Source organism: Halpernia sp. GG3, assembly GCF_052976925.2.
Map to the genome: position 1 here is coordinate 13,869 of NZ_JBRIIR020000002.1, position 15,304 is coordinate 29,172.

A 15,304-nucleotide genomic window follows, 5' to 3' on the forward strand; every position below is an offset into this window, starting at 1 on the left:
GTTGCAATTTTTTTTAAATTGTTACAAATTGAGCTTTAACCATAAATTATAATTCAATCTTACGACTTGCATTTGTAATTTTTTAAAAGTTGCATGGGCTAATTTTTAATTTATAAATTTGATTGACTAAAAAATAAAATTTAATGAGTATTGCAATAACGAACGATCGGAAAAATAATCAAAATTTTAAATTTATCGGCTATCAAGATTTGTTTTCTTATATCTCTGATGCTATAGAACCATTTATTGGAAATGTGGAAATTAAAAATTGGGGTATTCAAAAACCTGCTGGAATTATTTTATACGGACCGCCCGGATGTGGAAAATTCTTTTGGGCAAATAAAATCGCAGAAATCACAAAGTATGAATTAAAGGAAGTGAAACAGCATTATTTGGGCGCTACATTTGTCAATGGAAATCGTAAAAATTTTAACCATTTTTTAGTCAGCGCTATAAAAAAAGATAACGTTTTGCTTTTTTTAGAAGATTTTAATGAAATTATGCGAACCGATAATGCCTCAGAAACAGTGAATTGTGATGATGAAGAGACCAAGGAAATTGTGCTTCATTACATCAATAAATTTGAGCAGGAGGGCGTTCTGGTAGTTGGGTCTGCCAATTTTATAGAAGGAATAGATTCCGAAATCTTAGCACCTGGAAGATTTGACGTTTTGATACCTATTTTCCCGCCAAATTCTGAAGAAAGGGCAGAATTATTACTTTTTCATATGACAAAAGATTTATGTGAGAATGCGCATTTGTCAGGAATTTTGAAGGAAAATAAAGCAGATTTAGTCGCTTTCTGGAAACCAATTTCCGAAAAAATGAAAGCTTTTTCAAATACGATGATGATTGATTTTACCCAAAGTTTAAAAAAGAAGATCCGCAAACAATTTTATAGAAATAAAAAAGATAAAATTTTAATTGAAACGCTTTTAAATGTTTCATTAAAAGAGGCTTCCGCCAAATTAACGCCGGACTATTTAACAAAAGTTGATCAATTTTTGGAAGATGTAAAAAAAAATAATTCTGATGATTTTGAAGCAAGAATTATAAATCTTTCTGATGAATTAGAAATCTATAAAATTATTCCACAAACAGACAATCCGATTGGTTTTCATCCAAATGACTAATTTTGTAATTCCTATAATAACCTAAGAAATTACTTTTGCAGATTTTTTATTAAAGCAATCTATCTGCTTAATCTTAAAAATTTGCTTGATCTGGAAAATCTGGGTTAACTTGTTTTTAATTATTTCGATCCAGATAAAATAAACAGCAATTATTTTTCCTTAATTTTGCGTAGTCTATGATTAATAATGACCAAATTAAAGATCTTCAAATTCGTATTGAAGAGCTTCATAAATACCTTCAGATAGAAAGAAAGAAACTTGAAATCTCCAATGATGACGAGAAAACTCTAGCGCCAGATTTTTGGGATCATCCAAAAGAAGCAGAAGTATTTTTAAGGATTTTGCGTTCCAAAAAGAAATGGGTGGAAGATTATGAAACCATTTTTACAGATTTTGAAGATTTGCAGGTTTTAGTGGAATTTGCCAAAGAAGATCCAGATTCTGAACAGGAATTAGATAAAAATTACCCAAAACTTCTTGAGAAAATTGAAAATTTGGAGTTTAAAAATATGCTTTCAAACGAAGGCGATGAATTGTCTGCCGTTTTGCAAATTACTGCAGGTGCAGGTGGGACAGAATCTTGCGACTGGGCACAAATGCTGATGCGGATGTATACAATGTGGGTAGAAAAACAAGGGTATAAACTTAGAGAATTAAATTTCCAAGCGGGCGATGTTGCAGGCGTAAAAACCGTGACTATCGAGATTGACGGCGAATTTGCTTTTGGTTATTTAAAAGGTGAAAACGGCGTTCACAGATTGGTGCGTATCTCGCCGTTTGATTCTAATGCCAAAAGACACACGAGTTTTGTATCCGTCTACGTTTATCCGCTCGTGGATGATTCTATTGAGATCAATATTAATCCCGCAGATGTTTCCTTTGAAACCATGCGAAGTTCTGGCGCGGGTGGACAAAATGTGAACAAAGTGGAAACCGCCGTTCGCCTTCGCCACGCGCCATCCGGGATTATAATTGAAAATTCAGAAAGCCGATCTCAGCTTCAAAATAAAGAAAAAGCGATGCAACTTTTGAAGTCCAGATTGTATGAAATGGAATTAGCAGAAAAACTAAAAGCGCGCAATGAAATTGAAGCCAATAAAATGAAAATTGAGTGGGGTAGCCAAATCAGAAATTACGTTATGCAACCCTATAAATTGGTGAAAGATGTGCGTTCCGGGCATGAAACTTCCGACGTAGATGGCGTGATGAACGGCGATATTACACCATTTCTTAAAGCATTTTTAATGGCAGACGGAACTGCTATTTCTGATGAAGAAGACGTTTTTTGATTTTTTAGGAGCATCAAGATTGTTTTTTCTTTCGAAAATTATACCCGCTCTCCATTACAATCTTTTATTTTTTCTGCAAAAAAATAAAAGGATTTTCACTGCAATCGGGGCTATAAGTTCATTTCTGTTTTTTTCTGGAATGACTTTATTCTTTAAAAATTACATTTGTTAAATAATTCACAATAATTTTTTAAACGCAAATAAAAAAACTATTTTTGTGAAATAACATATTTTAATGGACCATTTTGAAAGTTGGAAAGATCTATTAAACCCAGAATTTTACATTAAAATTGGTGGTTTTTGGCTGATATTATTTATTATTTTTGCAGAAACGGGTTTGTTTATCGGTTTCTTTTTACCGGGGGACAGCTTGCTTTTTGTTTCAGGGATCTACGCTGTAGAAATAGTAAACCAATCGATCGGACATACGGGAAGTGATTTTTTAAACACTGCTGTTTTGGCGACTTGCGTTTCAATTGCCGCAATTATTGGCAATGAAGTTGGCTATTATTTTGGATTGAAAACCGGCCCAATTCTTTACGAAAAAAAAGACTCCTTTCTTTTTAAGAAAAAATATCTTTTTAAAGCCCATGACTTTTTTGAAGAACATGGAAATGTTGCCGTAATTATGGCGCGTTTTCTACCAATCGTGCGCACATTTATCCCGATTGTTGCAGGAATTGTGAAGATGGATAAAAAGAAATTTTTTGTTGACAATGTTATTGGGGCCTTTTTATGGTCATTTATTCTGATTTTTGCGGGTCATTATTTAAATGAACTTTTTAGAAAACAATTTGGGATTGATCTTAAAAAACATTTGGAAATAATTATTTTAATTATTGTTCTTATCACAACTTTGCCTATCCTTATCAAATTTTTCAGTAGTAAAGCGCAAATAAAAAATTAATAAAACCTCTTATTTCTTTAAATTATAAGTTTTTTTTCTCACTATTTTTGCCTCCGTGTACTTTTAAAGGTAAAATTTGTAAGACTTAATTTATCTATGATTAAATTTTGTGACGAGGCGAATAACTTCGATATTAAATAAATTATTTTGAAAAATACGTGATATAATACAACGCAAATATTGAAATTGTTACCCAAAGAATTACAGCCAATAAAATTGGTTTATAACCTGTTATTTTCAAATCATTAAAACTGATTGTAGTACCAACTAAAAATAGAGTTACCACCAAAAGTCTTTTGGAAATTATTACAATATTTTCAGTAATAACAGTTGGTAATACCTCATAAGAATTTATCAAAATTGCGATTATAAATAAACCTATAAAATAGGGAATTTTAATTTTTTCCCCTTTGGTCTTAAACATAAACATTGATAAAATTGACAACGGAATAATCCACAAAGTTCTGGAAAGTTTCACGGTCGTGGCAATTCTCAATGCTTCATCGCCATAGCCTAAAGCTGCGCCTACAACGGAACTTGTATCGTGAATTGCAACGGCGCACCATAATCCAAATTGGTTTTGACTTAAATTAAAATAGTGACCAAGTGGTGGAAAAATAAATAAGGCAATAGAATTCAGTAGAAAGACAATTCCTAATGCAATACTAATGGTTTTTGGCTCTGCTTTAATCACGGGTGCAACTGCCGCAATCGCACTTCCGCCACAAATCGCCGTCCCGGAAGTTATTAAATGTCCTAATTTTAAATCAATTTTTAAAAGTCTGGAAAGTAAAATTCCCAAAGTAACTGTGATAATAATTGAGAAAAAAGTGAGGCTTAAACCTTCTTTTCCCGTTTCTAAAGTTTGTTTTATTAACATTCCAAAACCCAAACCTACAACTGCAATTTTCAGCAAATAAGAAATCGTCTTCTGGCTTTCTTCTTTGTGCGGATGTGCGAAAATTACAGCGAAAATAAATCCGAGTAAAAGCGCGGTTGGACTGTTTAAAATCCCTAAAAGTGCTAAAATCCCGATGCCGAAAAAGACAACCTGCGAAATAATTCTTTTCATGTTTTTAAATTAGACCTCAAAGGTCGTCGAATTGCAAAACATTTTAGCAAAGTAAATTGCTATTTTGGATAACTAAAAGTTATGGTTATCAATAATCAACTTTTCAAAATAATCCAGTAATTGCGATTGGTAACCCGTTCGGGAAACAAAGTAAAACCATCGTTCTAAAATAAAATCATTAATGTCAATAATTTTCAAGTTATTATTTTTCAGATCCTCAGAAATCGCACTAATTGATATAAAAGCATAGTGATTGGAATGTTTCAAGTAATTTTTTATGGCTTCCGTACTATTTAAAGTAATAACTGGATTCAATTTATTAATTCCTTTTTTGTGCAATGCTTCCGTAATAATATCGCGCGTTCCAGAACCAATTTCACGAGTTATTAAAGGAAGTTTTGTCAAGTTTTGAAGTGTAATGAAGTCTTTTTTTATAGTTTTGTTTTTTGAATTCGTGACTAAAACAATTTCATCTTTAATGAATTTTTTATACTGAAGTTTTCGGTTCGTATTTTTCCCTTCAATAATTCCGAAATCTAATTTTTGATTTAAAATCTCCTCTTCAATCTGTTCAGAATTTGCGCTCTTAATATCAAAAGAACTTTGTGGAAATTTTACCTGAAACTGTGAAATAATTTTTGGAATAATATAAGTCGCAATTGTTGTGCTCGCGCCAAACGTAATATTTTGCGGCATACTATTTTTTGTACTCAAAAACTCAGTTTCCATTTCTTCATAAATCGCAAGAATTTGACTGGTGTATTTTAGAAAAATTTGTCCTTCTGGCGTGAGTAAAATTGAATTTTTTTGACGGATAAAAAACTGAGTTTTATACTCGTCTTCCAGATTTCTAATCAATTTAGAAATTGCAGGTTGTGAAATGAAAAATTGTTCTGCTGCTTTCGTAAAACTTAAGTTTAAAGCAACATATTTAAAAATTTGAAGTTTTCTTTTCATTAAATTTATTTAGAAAAACTAGAATTTATTTGAATAATTTAAATAAGAATTTTAAAGTTTAAATTTAGTTTAAATTATTTTGAAATTTATACGTGCTAAAATTTTATCTTTGCTAAAGACGGCAAATTATGACCAAAGAAAAACTTCTACCACTTTTGCAATTGGCTTTAGAGAAAAATCAAAAGGCGCAAACACAGTTGATCAACTATTACTGGAATGACGTTTTTTCCTTTAGCCTTCAAAAATTAAAAGATTATAATATTGCAGATGAAATTACGGTCGCTGTTTTTGCTAAAGTTTTGTCTAAACTAAATTTATACGATCCCGCTTTTCAATTTAAAACCTGGCTTTTGACAGTTACGCAAAATACGATTATAGATTATTGGCGAAAGAAATCACGGGAAAATGAAGACACGACGGATGGTTTGGAATTGGTAGAAAATCAGTTTGCTAAATCGCCGGAAGAACTCATGATATCCGATGAAGAGCAGAAAAAAATCTTAAAAATTATTGAAACTCTAGATGCTAATTATCAGGCCATCATTCAACTTCGTTTTTTTGAGGAAAGAAGCATTAAGGAAATTGCTGAAGAACTGCAAATTTCCGTTTCAAATACTAAAGTCAGAATTATGCGCGCTAAAAAATTATTAGCTAAATTGTTGCAAAATGAAGATTTTAGTGAACTTTAATGTGATATATTTCATTGATACATTCAATATTTTCATAAAATTATTCTAAAAAATTAGCCGTAAATTTGATTTTTTAAAAAGACAATTATGCAAGAAACTGCGACTTTACCTGAAACTTTACAGAAACCAAAATGGATCCGTGTAAAGTTGCCAACAGGGAAAAATTACCGGGAACTCAGAACTTTAGTTGATAAATATAAGTTAAATACCATTTGCCAAAGTGGTTCTTGCCCAAATATGGGCGAATGTTGGGGCGAAGGAACAGCAACTTTCATGATTTTGGGAAATATCTGCACCAGAAGTTGTGGATTTTGTGGCGTAAAAACAGGAAAGCCTTTAGACGTTAATTGGGATGAACCGGAAAAAGTAGCGCGTTCCATTAAATTAATGAAAATAAAACACGCGGTTTTAACTTCTGTAGATCGAGATGATTTAAAAGATATGGGTTCTATTTTATGGGCAGAAACGGTAAATGCCGTGCGCAGAATTTCACCGGGAACGACGATGGAAACTTTAATTCCTGATTTTCAAGGGATTGAAAAACACATTGACCGGATTTTAGAAGTGGCGCCAGAAGTGATTTCTCACAATATGGAAACCGTAAAACGTTTGACGCGTGAAGTGAGAATTCAGGCAAAATATGAACGAAGTTTAGAAGTGTTGAATTACATGAAAAATTCCGGGCAAAAACGTACAAAAACTGGATTAATGCTTGGTTTAGGTGAGGAAAAAGAAGAGGTTTTAAGAACGATTGAAGATATTAGAAACGCACATGTTGACGTAATTACGATCGGTCAATATTTGCAGCCAACTAAAAATCATTTACCTGTAAAACGCTTCGTTTCATTGGAAGAGTTTGAGGAATACAGACTTTTCGCTTTAGATTTAGGTTTCCGTCATGTGGAAAGTTCGCCTTTGGTGCGCAGTTCTTACCACGCAGAAAAGCATATTCATTAATTTTGAAATTAAAATTTCGAGATTCAAGAGGGAAGATTCAAGATTTGAGAATCAAGAGCCAAAAAAATAAATTTCAACTGATTTGTCAAAGTTTAAAATCTTTGGCAATTTTTTTTAAGGAGCAACAAGATTTTCGCTTCTTTCAAAACAAGTCCCGCTTTGCGTTGCAATCTTTTTTGAAACAAAAAAGGATTTCCACTGCAATCGGGGCTAGATTTCATGGTTCGCTTTTTCTTTTAAAATGAGATTAAAGATAATTTTCAAAAACTCAAATATTTTTAAAATTATTTAATTTTTTTTTAATTTGTAAAATCGATCTTATTTTTTCAAGTTCTGTATATTTGTTTGGAATAAAAATTTAATTGAATCAACTATACTAATTATGAAAATTATATTGTCACTTGTTCTATTGGCTTTTACACTTTCACTTTCATCATGCTTTAAAAAAAGTGAAAAAGTAATGTTGGCAGAAATTGGTGAAAGAGCGCCAGATTCTGCAAAAGTGGAAACGCAAACCGTAGAATACCAATTAAATGGAAAAACCTACAAAAGTTTCGCGGCGTACCAAAATAATTCTGACAAGAAACCTGTCGTTTTAGTAATTCCAGAATGGTGGGGCTTAAATGATTACGCGAAAAGTCGCGCAAAACAATTAGCAGATTTAGGCTATTTCGCTTTAGCAGTTGATTTCTATGGAAACGGCGAATCTGTAGAAACGCCAGATCAAGCCACAAAATTATCAGGTCAATTTTATGGAAATGCTGCTTTAGCAAAAGAAACTTTTGACGCCGCAAAAAAATCTGTAGCGAAATTTCCAAGTGCAGATCTAACTCAAATGGCTGTAATTGGTTATTGCTTTGGTGGTGCGCAAGCCTTAAATATGGCTCGACAAGAAAAGGATTTGAGAGGTGTTGTAAGTTTCCATGGAAATTTAATGACTGGCGTAAAACCTAATAATAGTGATGTTCCTTATTTGGTTTTAAACGGCGAAGATGATTCTTATGTTCCGCAAAAAGAGAGAGATGCTTTTAAAAAACAAATGGATTCTGCACAAATTGATTATCAGTTCATCAACTATCCGGGCGCAGTTCACTCTTTTACAAATCCAAATTCTACGGAAATAGGAAAAAAATACAATATGAAAGTAGCTTATAATAAAGATGCGGACGAAAAATCTTGGATAGCGATGAAAGATTTTTTTGATAAAATATTCAAATAAATAAAGGTCTCAGACTTTTGGTGCCTTTATTTTTTCTTTTGCTTTGGCACTTTTAGTCCCTTTTCTTTAGCTTCTGAAATTCCAATTGCTATGGCTTGTTTTCTGTCAGTAACTTTTTCGCCGGCAGAAGTTTTTAACTTACCTTCTTTGAATTCATGCATCACGTCTCCGATTTTTTCTTCTGCTTTTTTGAGTATTTTTTTTCTGCCATGATTTTACTTTTATTTGTTAATAACTACTCCAATTTGATAAACCTTTGCGTGTTTTAGGTATTTTGAACGTTCTCTGGAAGTTACAGATTCCACTTCGCCGTTTTTTAACACAATTACGGGGTCTTCTTCCATTTGCGGTTTCCCCGGAGCAAAATACTTTTCCTGTATATCTTCATTTTTTAAATCTGATTCTTTTTCCATCAGATACGCGGCGAATTCTTTAAATTGGGGCTCACCGGAGTGAATGAATTTGTATTCGGGTCCTGCAAAAGCAGCGAAATGAGTTTTGTTTTCTAATAATCCTGCTTCATTCGTTATTTCCGGATTATCATTTCCATCTTTAAAACCTATTTCAGATAATATTCCATTTTCAGCAATTGAAAAATTTTCTGCTTCATCGAAGTTAGAGAATCCTGTAAAAATAGTCTGATCTTCTAATTCGTATTTATTTAGTTTGTCTTTCAAATCTGAGCTCATAATATTTAATTTTAATTAGTAATTACCTGATTCTACTTAAACTTATTCAATAATTTAGCCAAAGAAAAAGTTATAAGTCTAGAAAGTTTTTTTATTTACTGTAAAAATGGCTTGTTTTTAATTAATTTGCTTATTTTCAATGCTTCAAATATTTAACATAAAATAATGCGAGAAGTTTTAGAAACTCACCCTCTTTTTCAGAATAATATTATCGTTTTCGGGATTTTGGCTGTTTCACTCGCTGTCATTTTTTATACCTCTTCACTAAAAAGTTGGAAGAAATTCTATACCATCTTCCCAGCTTTACTGCTATGTTATATGATTCCAGCAATTTTAAATACAACAAATATTATCTCTAGCGAAACGAAGGAATATGAGGCTCTTTATTACGTTGCAACCCGTTATCTTTTACCTGCATCATTACTTTTGCTATGTCTGGGAATTGATTTAAAAGGTCTAATAAATCTGGGTTGGAAACCAATCATCATGTTTCTTGTAGGGACTTTAGGCGTTATAATTGGTGGACCCATTGCACTATTTATTTTTAGTCAAATCCATCCGGAGACGGTTTCTGGTGGGGGAAATCAGGAAGTCTGGCGTGGTCTTTCCACCATTGCAGGAAGCTGGATCGGTGGTGGCGCCAACCAAACAGCAATGCTCGAAATTTTTAGCTTTGATAAAAAACTTTACGGAGGTATGATCTTGGTAGATATTGTTGTTGCTAATATATGGATGGCTATTTTACTTTTTTTAATTTCTAAAAATGAAAAAATAAATAAATGGTTGAAAGCAGATAATTCTTCGGTTCAAAATTTAATTGACCGGGTAGAAAATTATTCTTTAAGCGTACAAAAACAGCCAACTTTAAAGGATTATATGGTAATGTTTGGGATTACTTTCGGTGGCTTGGCAATTTCATTTTACGCTGCTGAATTAATCTCAAAATATCTTTCAAACATTTCATATTTTTCAAATCCAAAATCTTTTTTTAATTCTTTTACTTCCAGTTTTTTATGGCTGATATTATTTTCAACTGTTATTGGCGTCATTGCTTCAACCACTAAATTAAGAAGTTTAGAAGGTGTTGGAGCTAGCAAAATCGGAAGTATTTTTATTTATATTTTGGTTGCGGTTATAGGAATGCGAATGGATATCATGCAGATTTTTGATAATCCGTTTTTAATATTTTTAGGAATAATATGGATTTCAATTCATGTTGGACTATTATTTTTGGTAGCAAAATTAATTAAAGCGCCTTTATTTTTTATAGCCGTGGGAAGTCAAGCAAATATTGGTGGTGCTGCTTCTGCGCCGGTTGTAGCAGGTGCATTCAATCCTAGTTTAGCACCCGTTGGTGCCTTGCTGGCAATTTTAGGATATATTGTAGGAACAGTTGGAGCTTTATTTTCTGCAATGATGATGGAGTGGGTGAGCAAAAATTTTATAATTTAAATAAATATATATATATATGAGTTGGTTAATTGTTATTTTAGGAGTACTTATTTTACTTTTTGGTGCGTCTTTCGTCAAAAATATACCACAAAATGGGTCGGTAAAAGGTTTAGGCGGAAGTACAAAAATAATAGGTGTTTGCCTAATAGTATTGGGCGTTATGTTGGCTTCAGTAGTGCAGATAGAAACTGGTTTTATCGGTGTGAAAAAGTTATTCGGCAAAGTACAGCCGGATATTTTGGAAAGTGGAATGAGTTTTATAAATCCACTAATGGACATAGAAAAATTAGATGTTAAAACGCAAAACTATACGATGAGCGGCGTGAAAAACGAAGGGCAAATTGAAGGGGATGATGCAATAAAAGTACTGACAAATGATGGATTAGAGGTTACAATGGATTTAACTGTTTTATACAGATTAAATAAAAATGATGCCCCAAGATTATTAAAAGAAACAGGCGCAAATTACACGGATAAAATAATCCGTCCTTTGGCCAGAACAAAAATCCGAGATAATGCCGTAAGATTTGATGCCGTAGCCTTGTACTCGCAAAAAAGAGAAATGTTTCAAAATCTTATCACAATTGATATTGAAAAATCTTTTAAACAAAGAGGTATTATTTTAGAAAATATTCTGATCAGAAATATCTCCTTACCTGCAGCAGTAAGGTCAACTATCGAGCAAAAAATTCAGGCTGAACAAGAAGCTCAAAAAATGCAGTTTGTACTACAAAAAGAACGACAAGAAGCCGACAGAAAAAGAATTGAAGCACAAGGAATTGCAGATTATCAAAATAAAATAAGCGTTTCATTAACTCCGGAATTGATTCAATATGAGCAAATTAATGCGTATAAAGAACTAGCGCAATCTGCAAATGCGAAAATTATTGTGATGGGAAAAGGTGATGCGCCTATTATTTTAAATGGAAAATAAAATAAATCAAAATTTTGCGATTCCTTATTTTTTGTCGCAAAAAAAACTATATTTGCTATAATTAACAAAAAATTAACATATAAAAATGGATAACGTTCAAGCCTTAGATGCAAATGAGGAATTTATAAACGAGCCAAAAAGTAAGCATCCGAAAGGATTATGGGTTCTGTTCGGTACAGAAATGTGGGAGCGGTTTAACTTCTACGGAATGCGGGCGTTACTGACCTTATTTATGGTAAACTCTCTTTTAATGAATGAAGGAGATGTCACCATTATTTACGGAGGATTTTTGGCTCTTTGTTACTTGACGCCCATGTTAGGCGGTTTTATAGCAGACCGATTTTTAGGAAATAGATATTGTATTATTGTTGGAGGCACTTTAATGGCAATCGGCCAGTTGTTGATGTTTATAAGTGCTTCAACATTTGGAACAAATATGGCTTCTGCGCAAATGTTGATGTGGATTGCTTTAGGTGTCATTATTTTCGGTAATGGATTTTTTAAGCCCAACATTTCTTCCATGGTGGGAAGTCTTTATCCAAAGCAGGAAAAATCAAAATTAGATTCCGCATTTACAATTTTCTACATGGGAATAAACTTGGGTGCATTTCTAGGCCAGTTTATCTGCCCTTTTTTAGGAGATGTAAAAGATTCTGCAGGAATTAGAGATATCCATGCTTTTAAATGGGGTTTTTTAGCGGCTTCAATTGCAATGGTTATTGGAACAGTTACTTTTATTTTACTTAAAAATAAATATGTGGTCACACCAGAAGGAAGACCAATTGGTGGATTGCCAAGTGAAAATACCTCGGAAGATTTTGAAGAAGGAGAAGCTCAAACAGCTAAATTTTCTGGAAAATCAATTGGTATTGCCGTGGCTATTTTTATTTTAACATTCTTTGGATTTCAGTACTTATTTGTAGATCACATTGGATTTGGTTCTGTAGGAATGGGCGAATTTGTGAAAGCAGTTATTTACCCATTTATATATTCAATGGGTCTTGCTTTGGCATATTTAATAATGTCTGCCACGGAAAATAAGGTGGAAAGAGATAGAATTTGGGTAATTTACATCGTATCTTTTTTTATTATTTTCTTTTGGGCAGCTTTTGAACAAGCAGGATCGTCTTTAACGTTCATTGCAGATAACCAAACGGACAGAAATATTTTTGGCTGGAACATGCCACCGTCGATGGTGCAAATTTTTAATGGTTTGTTTATCGTTCTTTTAGCAGTGCCGTTCTCGATGCTTTGGGATAAATTAAGAGCGAATAAAAAGGAACCGGTTTCGCCCTTAAAACAAGCAATAGGTTTAGGTTTAATAGCGTTAAGTTATTTAATAATTGCGTACAATGTAAAAGATTTAGGAAATGAAGGACTTCTTGCGGTAAAATGGTTAATCTTACTTTATCTAATCCAGACAATGGGTGAACTTTGTTTGTCGCCGATCGGTTTATCCTTGGTTGGAAAATTAGCACCAAAAAGGTTCGCATCTCTTTTATTCGGTGTATTTTTTATAGCGAATGCTGCAGGTTATGCTTTATCAGGAATTTTAGGTTCAATTTTGCCTGCAACTGGTGATAAGTTTTTGAAAGCTAAAGAGTTAGGATTCAATCTTCAGGATATACTAGATAAAAAAGTTGCTTTAAGTACAGATCAACTATCTCTACTTAATAAAGAGCAAATTCCAACTTTTTACAATAGTTTTGTAGGCTTTGAAATTCATAATTTGTTTGAATTTTTTATGGTATTTGTTATTCTTTGTGGAATTGCAGGTGCAATTTTAGCGGCAATTTCTCCTATTTTGAAAAAAATGATGCACGGAGTTAATTAGTGCGTTTGTAAATATAATTCTACCAAACCATCGATTTATTCGGTGGTTTTTTTTACATTCGTGTAGAAAATTTTTAAAACTATAGCATGAATTTAACTCTCGAGCAAATCCAGGATTTTAAAGGCAAATATCCAAGACAAATCTGGAGTCTATTTTTCTCTGAAATGTGGGAACGTTTTTGTTTTTACGGGATGCGGGGAATGCTTGTTTTCTTTATGATCTCTCAATTACATTTAGATGAAAAAAATGCCAATTTGCAGTATGGCGCGACGCAGGCATTCGTTTATGCGTTTACTTTTGTAGGTGGGATTTTCGCTGATAAAATTTTAGGTTTTCGGAAATCTTTATTTTGGGGTGGTTTTTTAATGATTATTGGCAGTATGATTTTAGCGGCAAATCCGCACGCTTATTTTTTCCTAGGAATTTCTTTTACCGTCGTAGGAACTGGTTTTTTTAAACCAAATATTTCTACAATGGTTGGGAAACTTTACAAATCTGGTGATAACAGAACTGACGCAGGATTTTCGCTTTTTTATGCAGGTATTAACCTGGGTGCGCTTTTAGGCGGCTATTTTTGTGTTGCTATTGGTAAAGGTGAAATGTTCAATTCTTTAATTCCTGAAAATAAAAGATGGAATGTGGCCTTTGGTTTAGCTGCCGTTGTAATGGTTATAAGTTTAATTAATTTTATTTTTACCCAAAGAAGATTAGGACCGATTGGACTTCAACCTCTAAAAATGTTAAAGGACGGACAAGAAGTCGCGATGGAAAAATGGAAAGAATACGGCGTTTACGTTTTGTCTTTAATTTTCGTTCCGTTGATTATGATAATGGTTGCTAAAACTGAGTACACTGATTATTTTATGTACACCATCGGACCGTTGACTTTGCTTTATTTGTTTTATGAAATGTCAAAAGTATCAGCGGTTGAACGCAACAAATTATTTGCAGCACTTATATTTATCTTATTTTCAATTGTGTTTTGGGGCATTTACGAGCAAAGTGGTGGTTCACTCAGTATTTTTGCGGCTGATAATTTAAATCAGGATTTATTTGGTTTGGATCCAAACGGGGTAAATAATTCCGGCGGTGCATTTTTTATATTATTAGTTGCTGTTCCTATTGGTTTACTTTGGATCTGGCTTGGCAAGAAAAAAATAGAACCCAATACTATTATAAAATTTGGACTCGGTTTTCTGTTTCTAGGACTCGGATTTTATGCAATTTTTGCCACTAAATTTTTTGCGAATTTACAGGGTGTCACTTCTTTAAGTATTTTTACAATTGCACTTTTCATTATAACAATTGGTGAAATGTGTTTGTCCCCGATTGGTCTTTCGATCATGACGAAACTTTCTACCCAAAAACTTCAAGGAATGATGATGGGAATGTGGTTTTTAGCCTCAGCTTACGGACAATATGTTGCAGGTTTAATTGGCGCGAATTTAGCTACCGCAAGAGTAGATTCTTCAAACTTAGAAAAGCTCAATGCTTATACATCTGGCTATAAAGATTTGGGATTGTATGCAGTAATTGCAGGCGTGGTATTGATTTTGATATCACCGCTCGTGAAAAAACTCATGCATGGCGTGAAGTAATTTTAAAATTTATTTATGAGAAAATTTGTATTTCTACTTTTTTTGGGCACGTCATTAATTTTAAATGCACAAGTAAAATGGATGACTTTCTCAGAAGCAATGACCGCACAAAAGATTCAGCCAAAAAAAATAATAATTGACTTTTATGCAGACTGGTGTAAACCGTGCAAAATAATGGATCAAAAAACATACGGAAATTCTATAATCGCAAACTACATCAATGAGCATTTTTATCCCGTAAAATTTGAAGCAGACGGCAATGAAAAAATTAATTATCTTGGGCGCACCTTTGGTAAAAATGATACGGAAGTAAGCAATAAAAAAGAATCATTAAATGATTTTACACGTTTTATGAATGTGAGCACCATTCCTTCAACTGTTTTTTTAGATGATAAATCTTATCCAGTTACAAATTTAAATGGTTATTTGACGGCAAAAGAGTTGGAAGTTTATCTTAATATTATTGCAACAGATGATTATAAGAAAATAGAGACCAAGGACGAATGGGAAAATTACACTAATAAATTACAGTCGAAAATTAAAGAATAATTGTTAAAAATTTATATTAAACTTT

At 32.8% G+C, this 15,304-nt stretch carries 15 protein-coding genes; 11 read left to right on the forward strand and 4 right to left on the reverse strand.

The features are described from left to right. Window positions 1-143: 143 nt before the first annotated feature. The 3 genes from ACVBED_RS00080 to ACVBED_RS00090 all read left to right on the forward strand — a co-directional run bounded on the left by ACVBED_RS00080 (window position 144) and on the right by ACVBED_RS00090 (window position 3,329). Window positions 144-1,133, forward strand: a complete 990-nt coding sequence (locus ACVBED_RS00080; protein WP_447119938.1) for an AAA family ATPase — start codon at window positions 144-146, stop codon at window positions 1,131-1,133. Between the two features lie 176 nt (window positions 1,134-1,309). After that, window positions 1,310-2,422: a peptide chain release factor 2 gene (gene prfB, locus ACVBED_RS00085; protein WP_447119939.1), complete on the forward strand. Its 1,113-nt coding sequence runs from the start codon at window positions 1,310-1,312 to the stop codon at window positions 2,420-2,422. A gap of 235 nt (window positions 2,423-2,657) precedes the next feature. Beyond that, entirely contained in the window at window positions 2,658-3,329 is a 672-nt protein-coding gene (locus tag ACVBED_RS00090; RefSeq protein ID WP_447119940.1) for a DedA family protein, read from the forward strand. 142 nt (window positions 3,330-3,471) lie between these two features. Here ACVBED_RS00090 and ACVBED_RS00095 read toward each other — a convergent pair whose 3' ends face one another. Then, the gene (locus ACVBED_RS00095; protein ID WP_447119941.1) at window positions 3,472-4,401 is read right to left on the reverse strand and encodes a YeiH family protein; all 930 of its coding nucleotides are present in this window, start codon (window positions 4,399-4,401) and stop codon (window positions 3,472-3,474) included. Between the two features lie 72 nt (window positions 4,402-4,473). Beyond that, window positions 4,474-5,358, reverse strand: coding sequence for a LysR substrate-binding domain-containing protein (locus ACVBED_RS00100; RefSeq protein WP_447119942.1), 885 nt, complete (start codon window positions 5,356-5,358; stop codon window positions 4,474-4,476). Between the two features lie 128 nt (window positions 5,359-5,486). Between ACVBED_RS00100 and ACVBED_RS00105 the strand changes: the two genes are divergently transcribed. From ACVBED_RS00105 to ACVBED_RS00115, 3 genes are all read left to right on the forward strand, one after another. Beyond that, on the forward strand, window positions 5,487-6,047 hold the full coding sequence (locus tag ACVBED_RS00105; protein ID WP_447119943.1) for an RNA polymerase sigma factor: 561 nt from the start codon (window positions 5,487-5,489) through the stop codon (window positions 6,045-6,047). 87 nt (window positions 6,048-6,134) lie between these two features. Continuing rightward, complete coding sequence (lipA, locus tag ACVBED_RS00110; RefSeq protein WP_447119944.1) at window positions 6,135-7,004, forward strand: lipoyl synthase; 870 nt, start codon at window positions 6,135-6,137, stop codon at window positions 7,002-7,004. A gap of 382 nt (window positions 7,005-7,386) precedes the next feature. Beyond that, window positions 7,387-8,223: a dienelactone hydrolase family protein gene (locus ACVBED_RS00115; RefSeq protein ID WP_447119945.1), complete on the forward strand. Its 837-nt coding sequence runs from the start codon at window positions 7,387-7,389 to the stop codon at window positions 8,221-8,223. Between the two features lie 26 nt (window positions 8,224-8,249). Here ACVBED_RS00115 and ACVBED_RS00120 read toward each other — a convergent pair whose 3' ends face one another. Both ACVBED_RS00120 and ACVBED_RS00125 read right to left on the reverse strand, forming a co-directional pair. Further along, window positions 8,250-8,384, reverse strand: a complete 135-nt coding sequence (locus tag ACVBED_RS00120) for a DUF6496 domain-containing protein (protein WP_447119946.1) — start codon at window positions 8,382-8,384, stop codon at window positions 8,250-8,252. Between the two features lie 60 nt (window positions 8,385-8,444). Continuing rightward, window positions 8,445-8,912: a hypothetical protein gene (locus tag ACVBED_RS00125; protein ID WP_447119947.1), complete on the reverse strand. Its 468-nt coding sequence runs from the start codon at window positions 8,910-8,912 to the stop codon at window positions 8,445-8,447. 165 nt (window positions 8,913-9,077) lie between these two features. Between ACVBED_RS00125 and ACVBED_RS00130 the strand changes: the two genes are divergently transcribed. From ACVBED_RS00130 to ACVBED_RS00150, 5 genes are all read left to right on the forward strand, one after another. Beyond that, window positions 9,078-10,364 carry a DUF819 family protein gene (locus tag ACVBED_RS00130; protein ID WP_447119948.1) on the forward strand — a complete coding sequence of 429 codons (1,287 nt, stop codon included), beginning with the start codon at window positions 9,078-9,080 and terminating at the stop codon, window positions 10,362-10,364. Window positions 10,365-10,380: 16 nt separating this feature from the next. Next, window positions 10,381-11,298 carry a prohibitin family protein gene (locus ACVBED_RS00135; RefSeq protein ID WP_447119949.1) on the forward strand — a complete coding sequence of 306 codons (918 nt, stop codon included), beginning with the start codon at window positions 10,381-10,383 and terminating at the stop codon, window positions 11,296-11,298. A gap of 85 nt (window positions 11,299-11,383) precedes the next feature. Beyond that, window positions 11,384-13,132, forward strand: coding sequence for a peptide MFS transporter (locus tag ACVBED_RS00140; RefSeq protein ID WP_447119950.1), 1,749 nt, complete (start codon window positions 11,384-11,386; stop codon window positions 13,130-13,132). A gap of 86 nt (window positions 13,133-13,218) precedes the next feature. Then, complete coding sequence (locus ACVBED_RS00145; protein ID WP_447119951.1) at window positions 13,219-14,730, forward strand: peptide MFS transporter; 1,512 nt, start codon at window positions 13,219-13,221, stop codon at window positions 14,728-14,730. A gap of 15 nt (window positions 14,731-14,745) precedes the next feature. After that, the gene (locus tag ACVBED_RS00150; protein WP_447119952.1) at window positions 14,746-15,279 is read left to right on the forward strand and encodes a thioredoxin family protein; all 534 of its coding nucleotides are present in this window, start codon (window positions 14,746-14,748) and stop codon (window positions 15,277-15,279) included. Window positions 15,280-15,304: the final 25 nt, after the last annotated feature.

What these genes read in the sequence shown, in the direction of transcription:
- ACVBED_RS00080 (WP_447119938.1), top strand. Translation starts at nt 144, where the DNA reads ATGAGTATTGCAATAACGAACGATCGGAAAAATAATCAAAATTTTAAA.
- prfB (WP_447119939.1), top strand. Translation starts at nt 1,310, where the DNA reads ATGATTAATAATGACCAAATTAAAGATCTTCAAATTCGTATTGAAGAG.
- ACVBED_RS00090 (WP_447119940.1), top strand. Translation starts at nt 2,658, where the DNA reads ATGGACCATTTTGAAAGTTGGAAAGATCTATTAAACCCAGAATTTTAC.
- ACVBED_RS00095 (WP_447119941.1), bottom strand. Translation starts at nt 4,401, where the DNA reads ATGAAAAGAATTATTTCGCAGGTTGTCTTTTTCGGCATCGGGATTTTA.
- ACVBED_RS00100 (WP_447119942.1), bottom strand. Translation starts at nt 5,358, where the DNA reads ATGAAAAGAAAACTTCAAATTTTTAAATATGTTGCTTTAAACTTAAGT.
- ACVBED_RS00105 (WP_447119943.1), top strand. Translation starts at nt 5,487, where the DNA reads ATGACCAAAGAAAAACTTCTACCACTTTTGCAATTGGCTTTAGAGAAA.
- lipA (WP_447119944.1), top strand. Translation starts at nt 6,135, where the DNA reads ATGCAAGAAACTGCGACTTTACCTGAAACTTTACAGAAACCAAAATGG.
- ACVBED_RS00115 (WP_447119945.1), top strand. Translation starts at nt 7,387, where the DNA reads ATGAAAATTATATTGTCACTTGTTCTATTGGCTTTTACACTTTCACTT.
- ACVBED_RS00120 (WP_447119946.1), bottom strand. Translation starts at nt 8,384, where the DNA reads ATGCATGAATTCAAAGAAGGTAAGTTAAAAACTTCTGCCGGCGAAAAA.
- ACVBED_RS00125 (WP_447119947.1), bottom strand. Translation starts at nt 8,912, where the DNA reads ATGAGCTCAGATTTGAAAGACAAACTAAATAAATACGAATTAGAAGAT.
- ACVBED_RS00130 (WP_447119948.1), top strand. Translation starts at nt 9,078, where the DNA reads ATGCGAGAAGTTTTAGAAACTCACCCTCTTTTTCAGAATAATATTATC.
- ACVBED_RS00135 (WP_447119949.1), top strand. Translation starts at nt 10,381, where the DNA reads ATGAGTTGGTTAATTGTTATTTTAGGAGTACTTATTTTACTTTTTGGT.
- ACVBED_RS00140 (WP_447119950.1), top strand. Translation starts at nt 11,384, where the DNA reads ATGGATAACGTTCAAGCCTTAGATGCAAATGAGGAATTTATAAACGAG.
- ACVBED_RS00145 (WP_447119951.1), top strand. Translation starts at nt 13,219, where the DNA reads ATGAATTTAACTCTCGAGCAAATCCAGGATTTTAAAGGCAAATATCCA.
- ACVBED_RS00150 (WP_447119952.1), top strand. Translation starts at nt 14,746, where the DNA reads ATGAGAAAATTTGTATTTCTACTTTTTTTGGGCACGTCATTAATTTTA.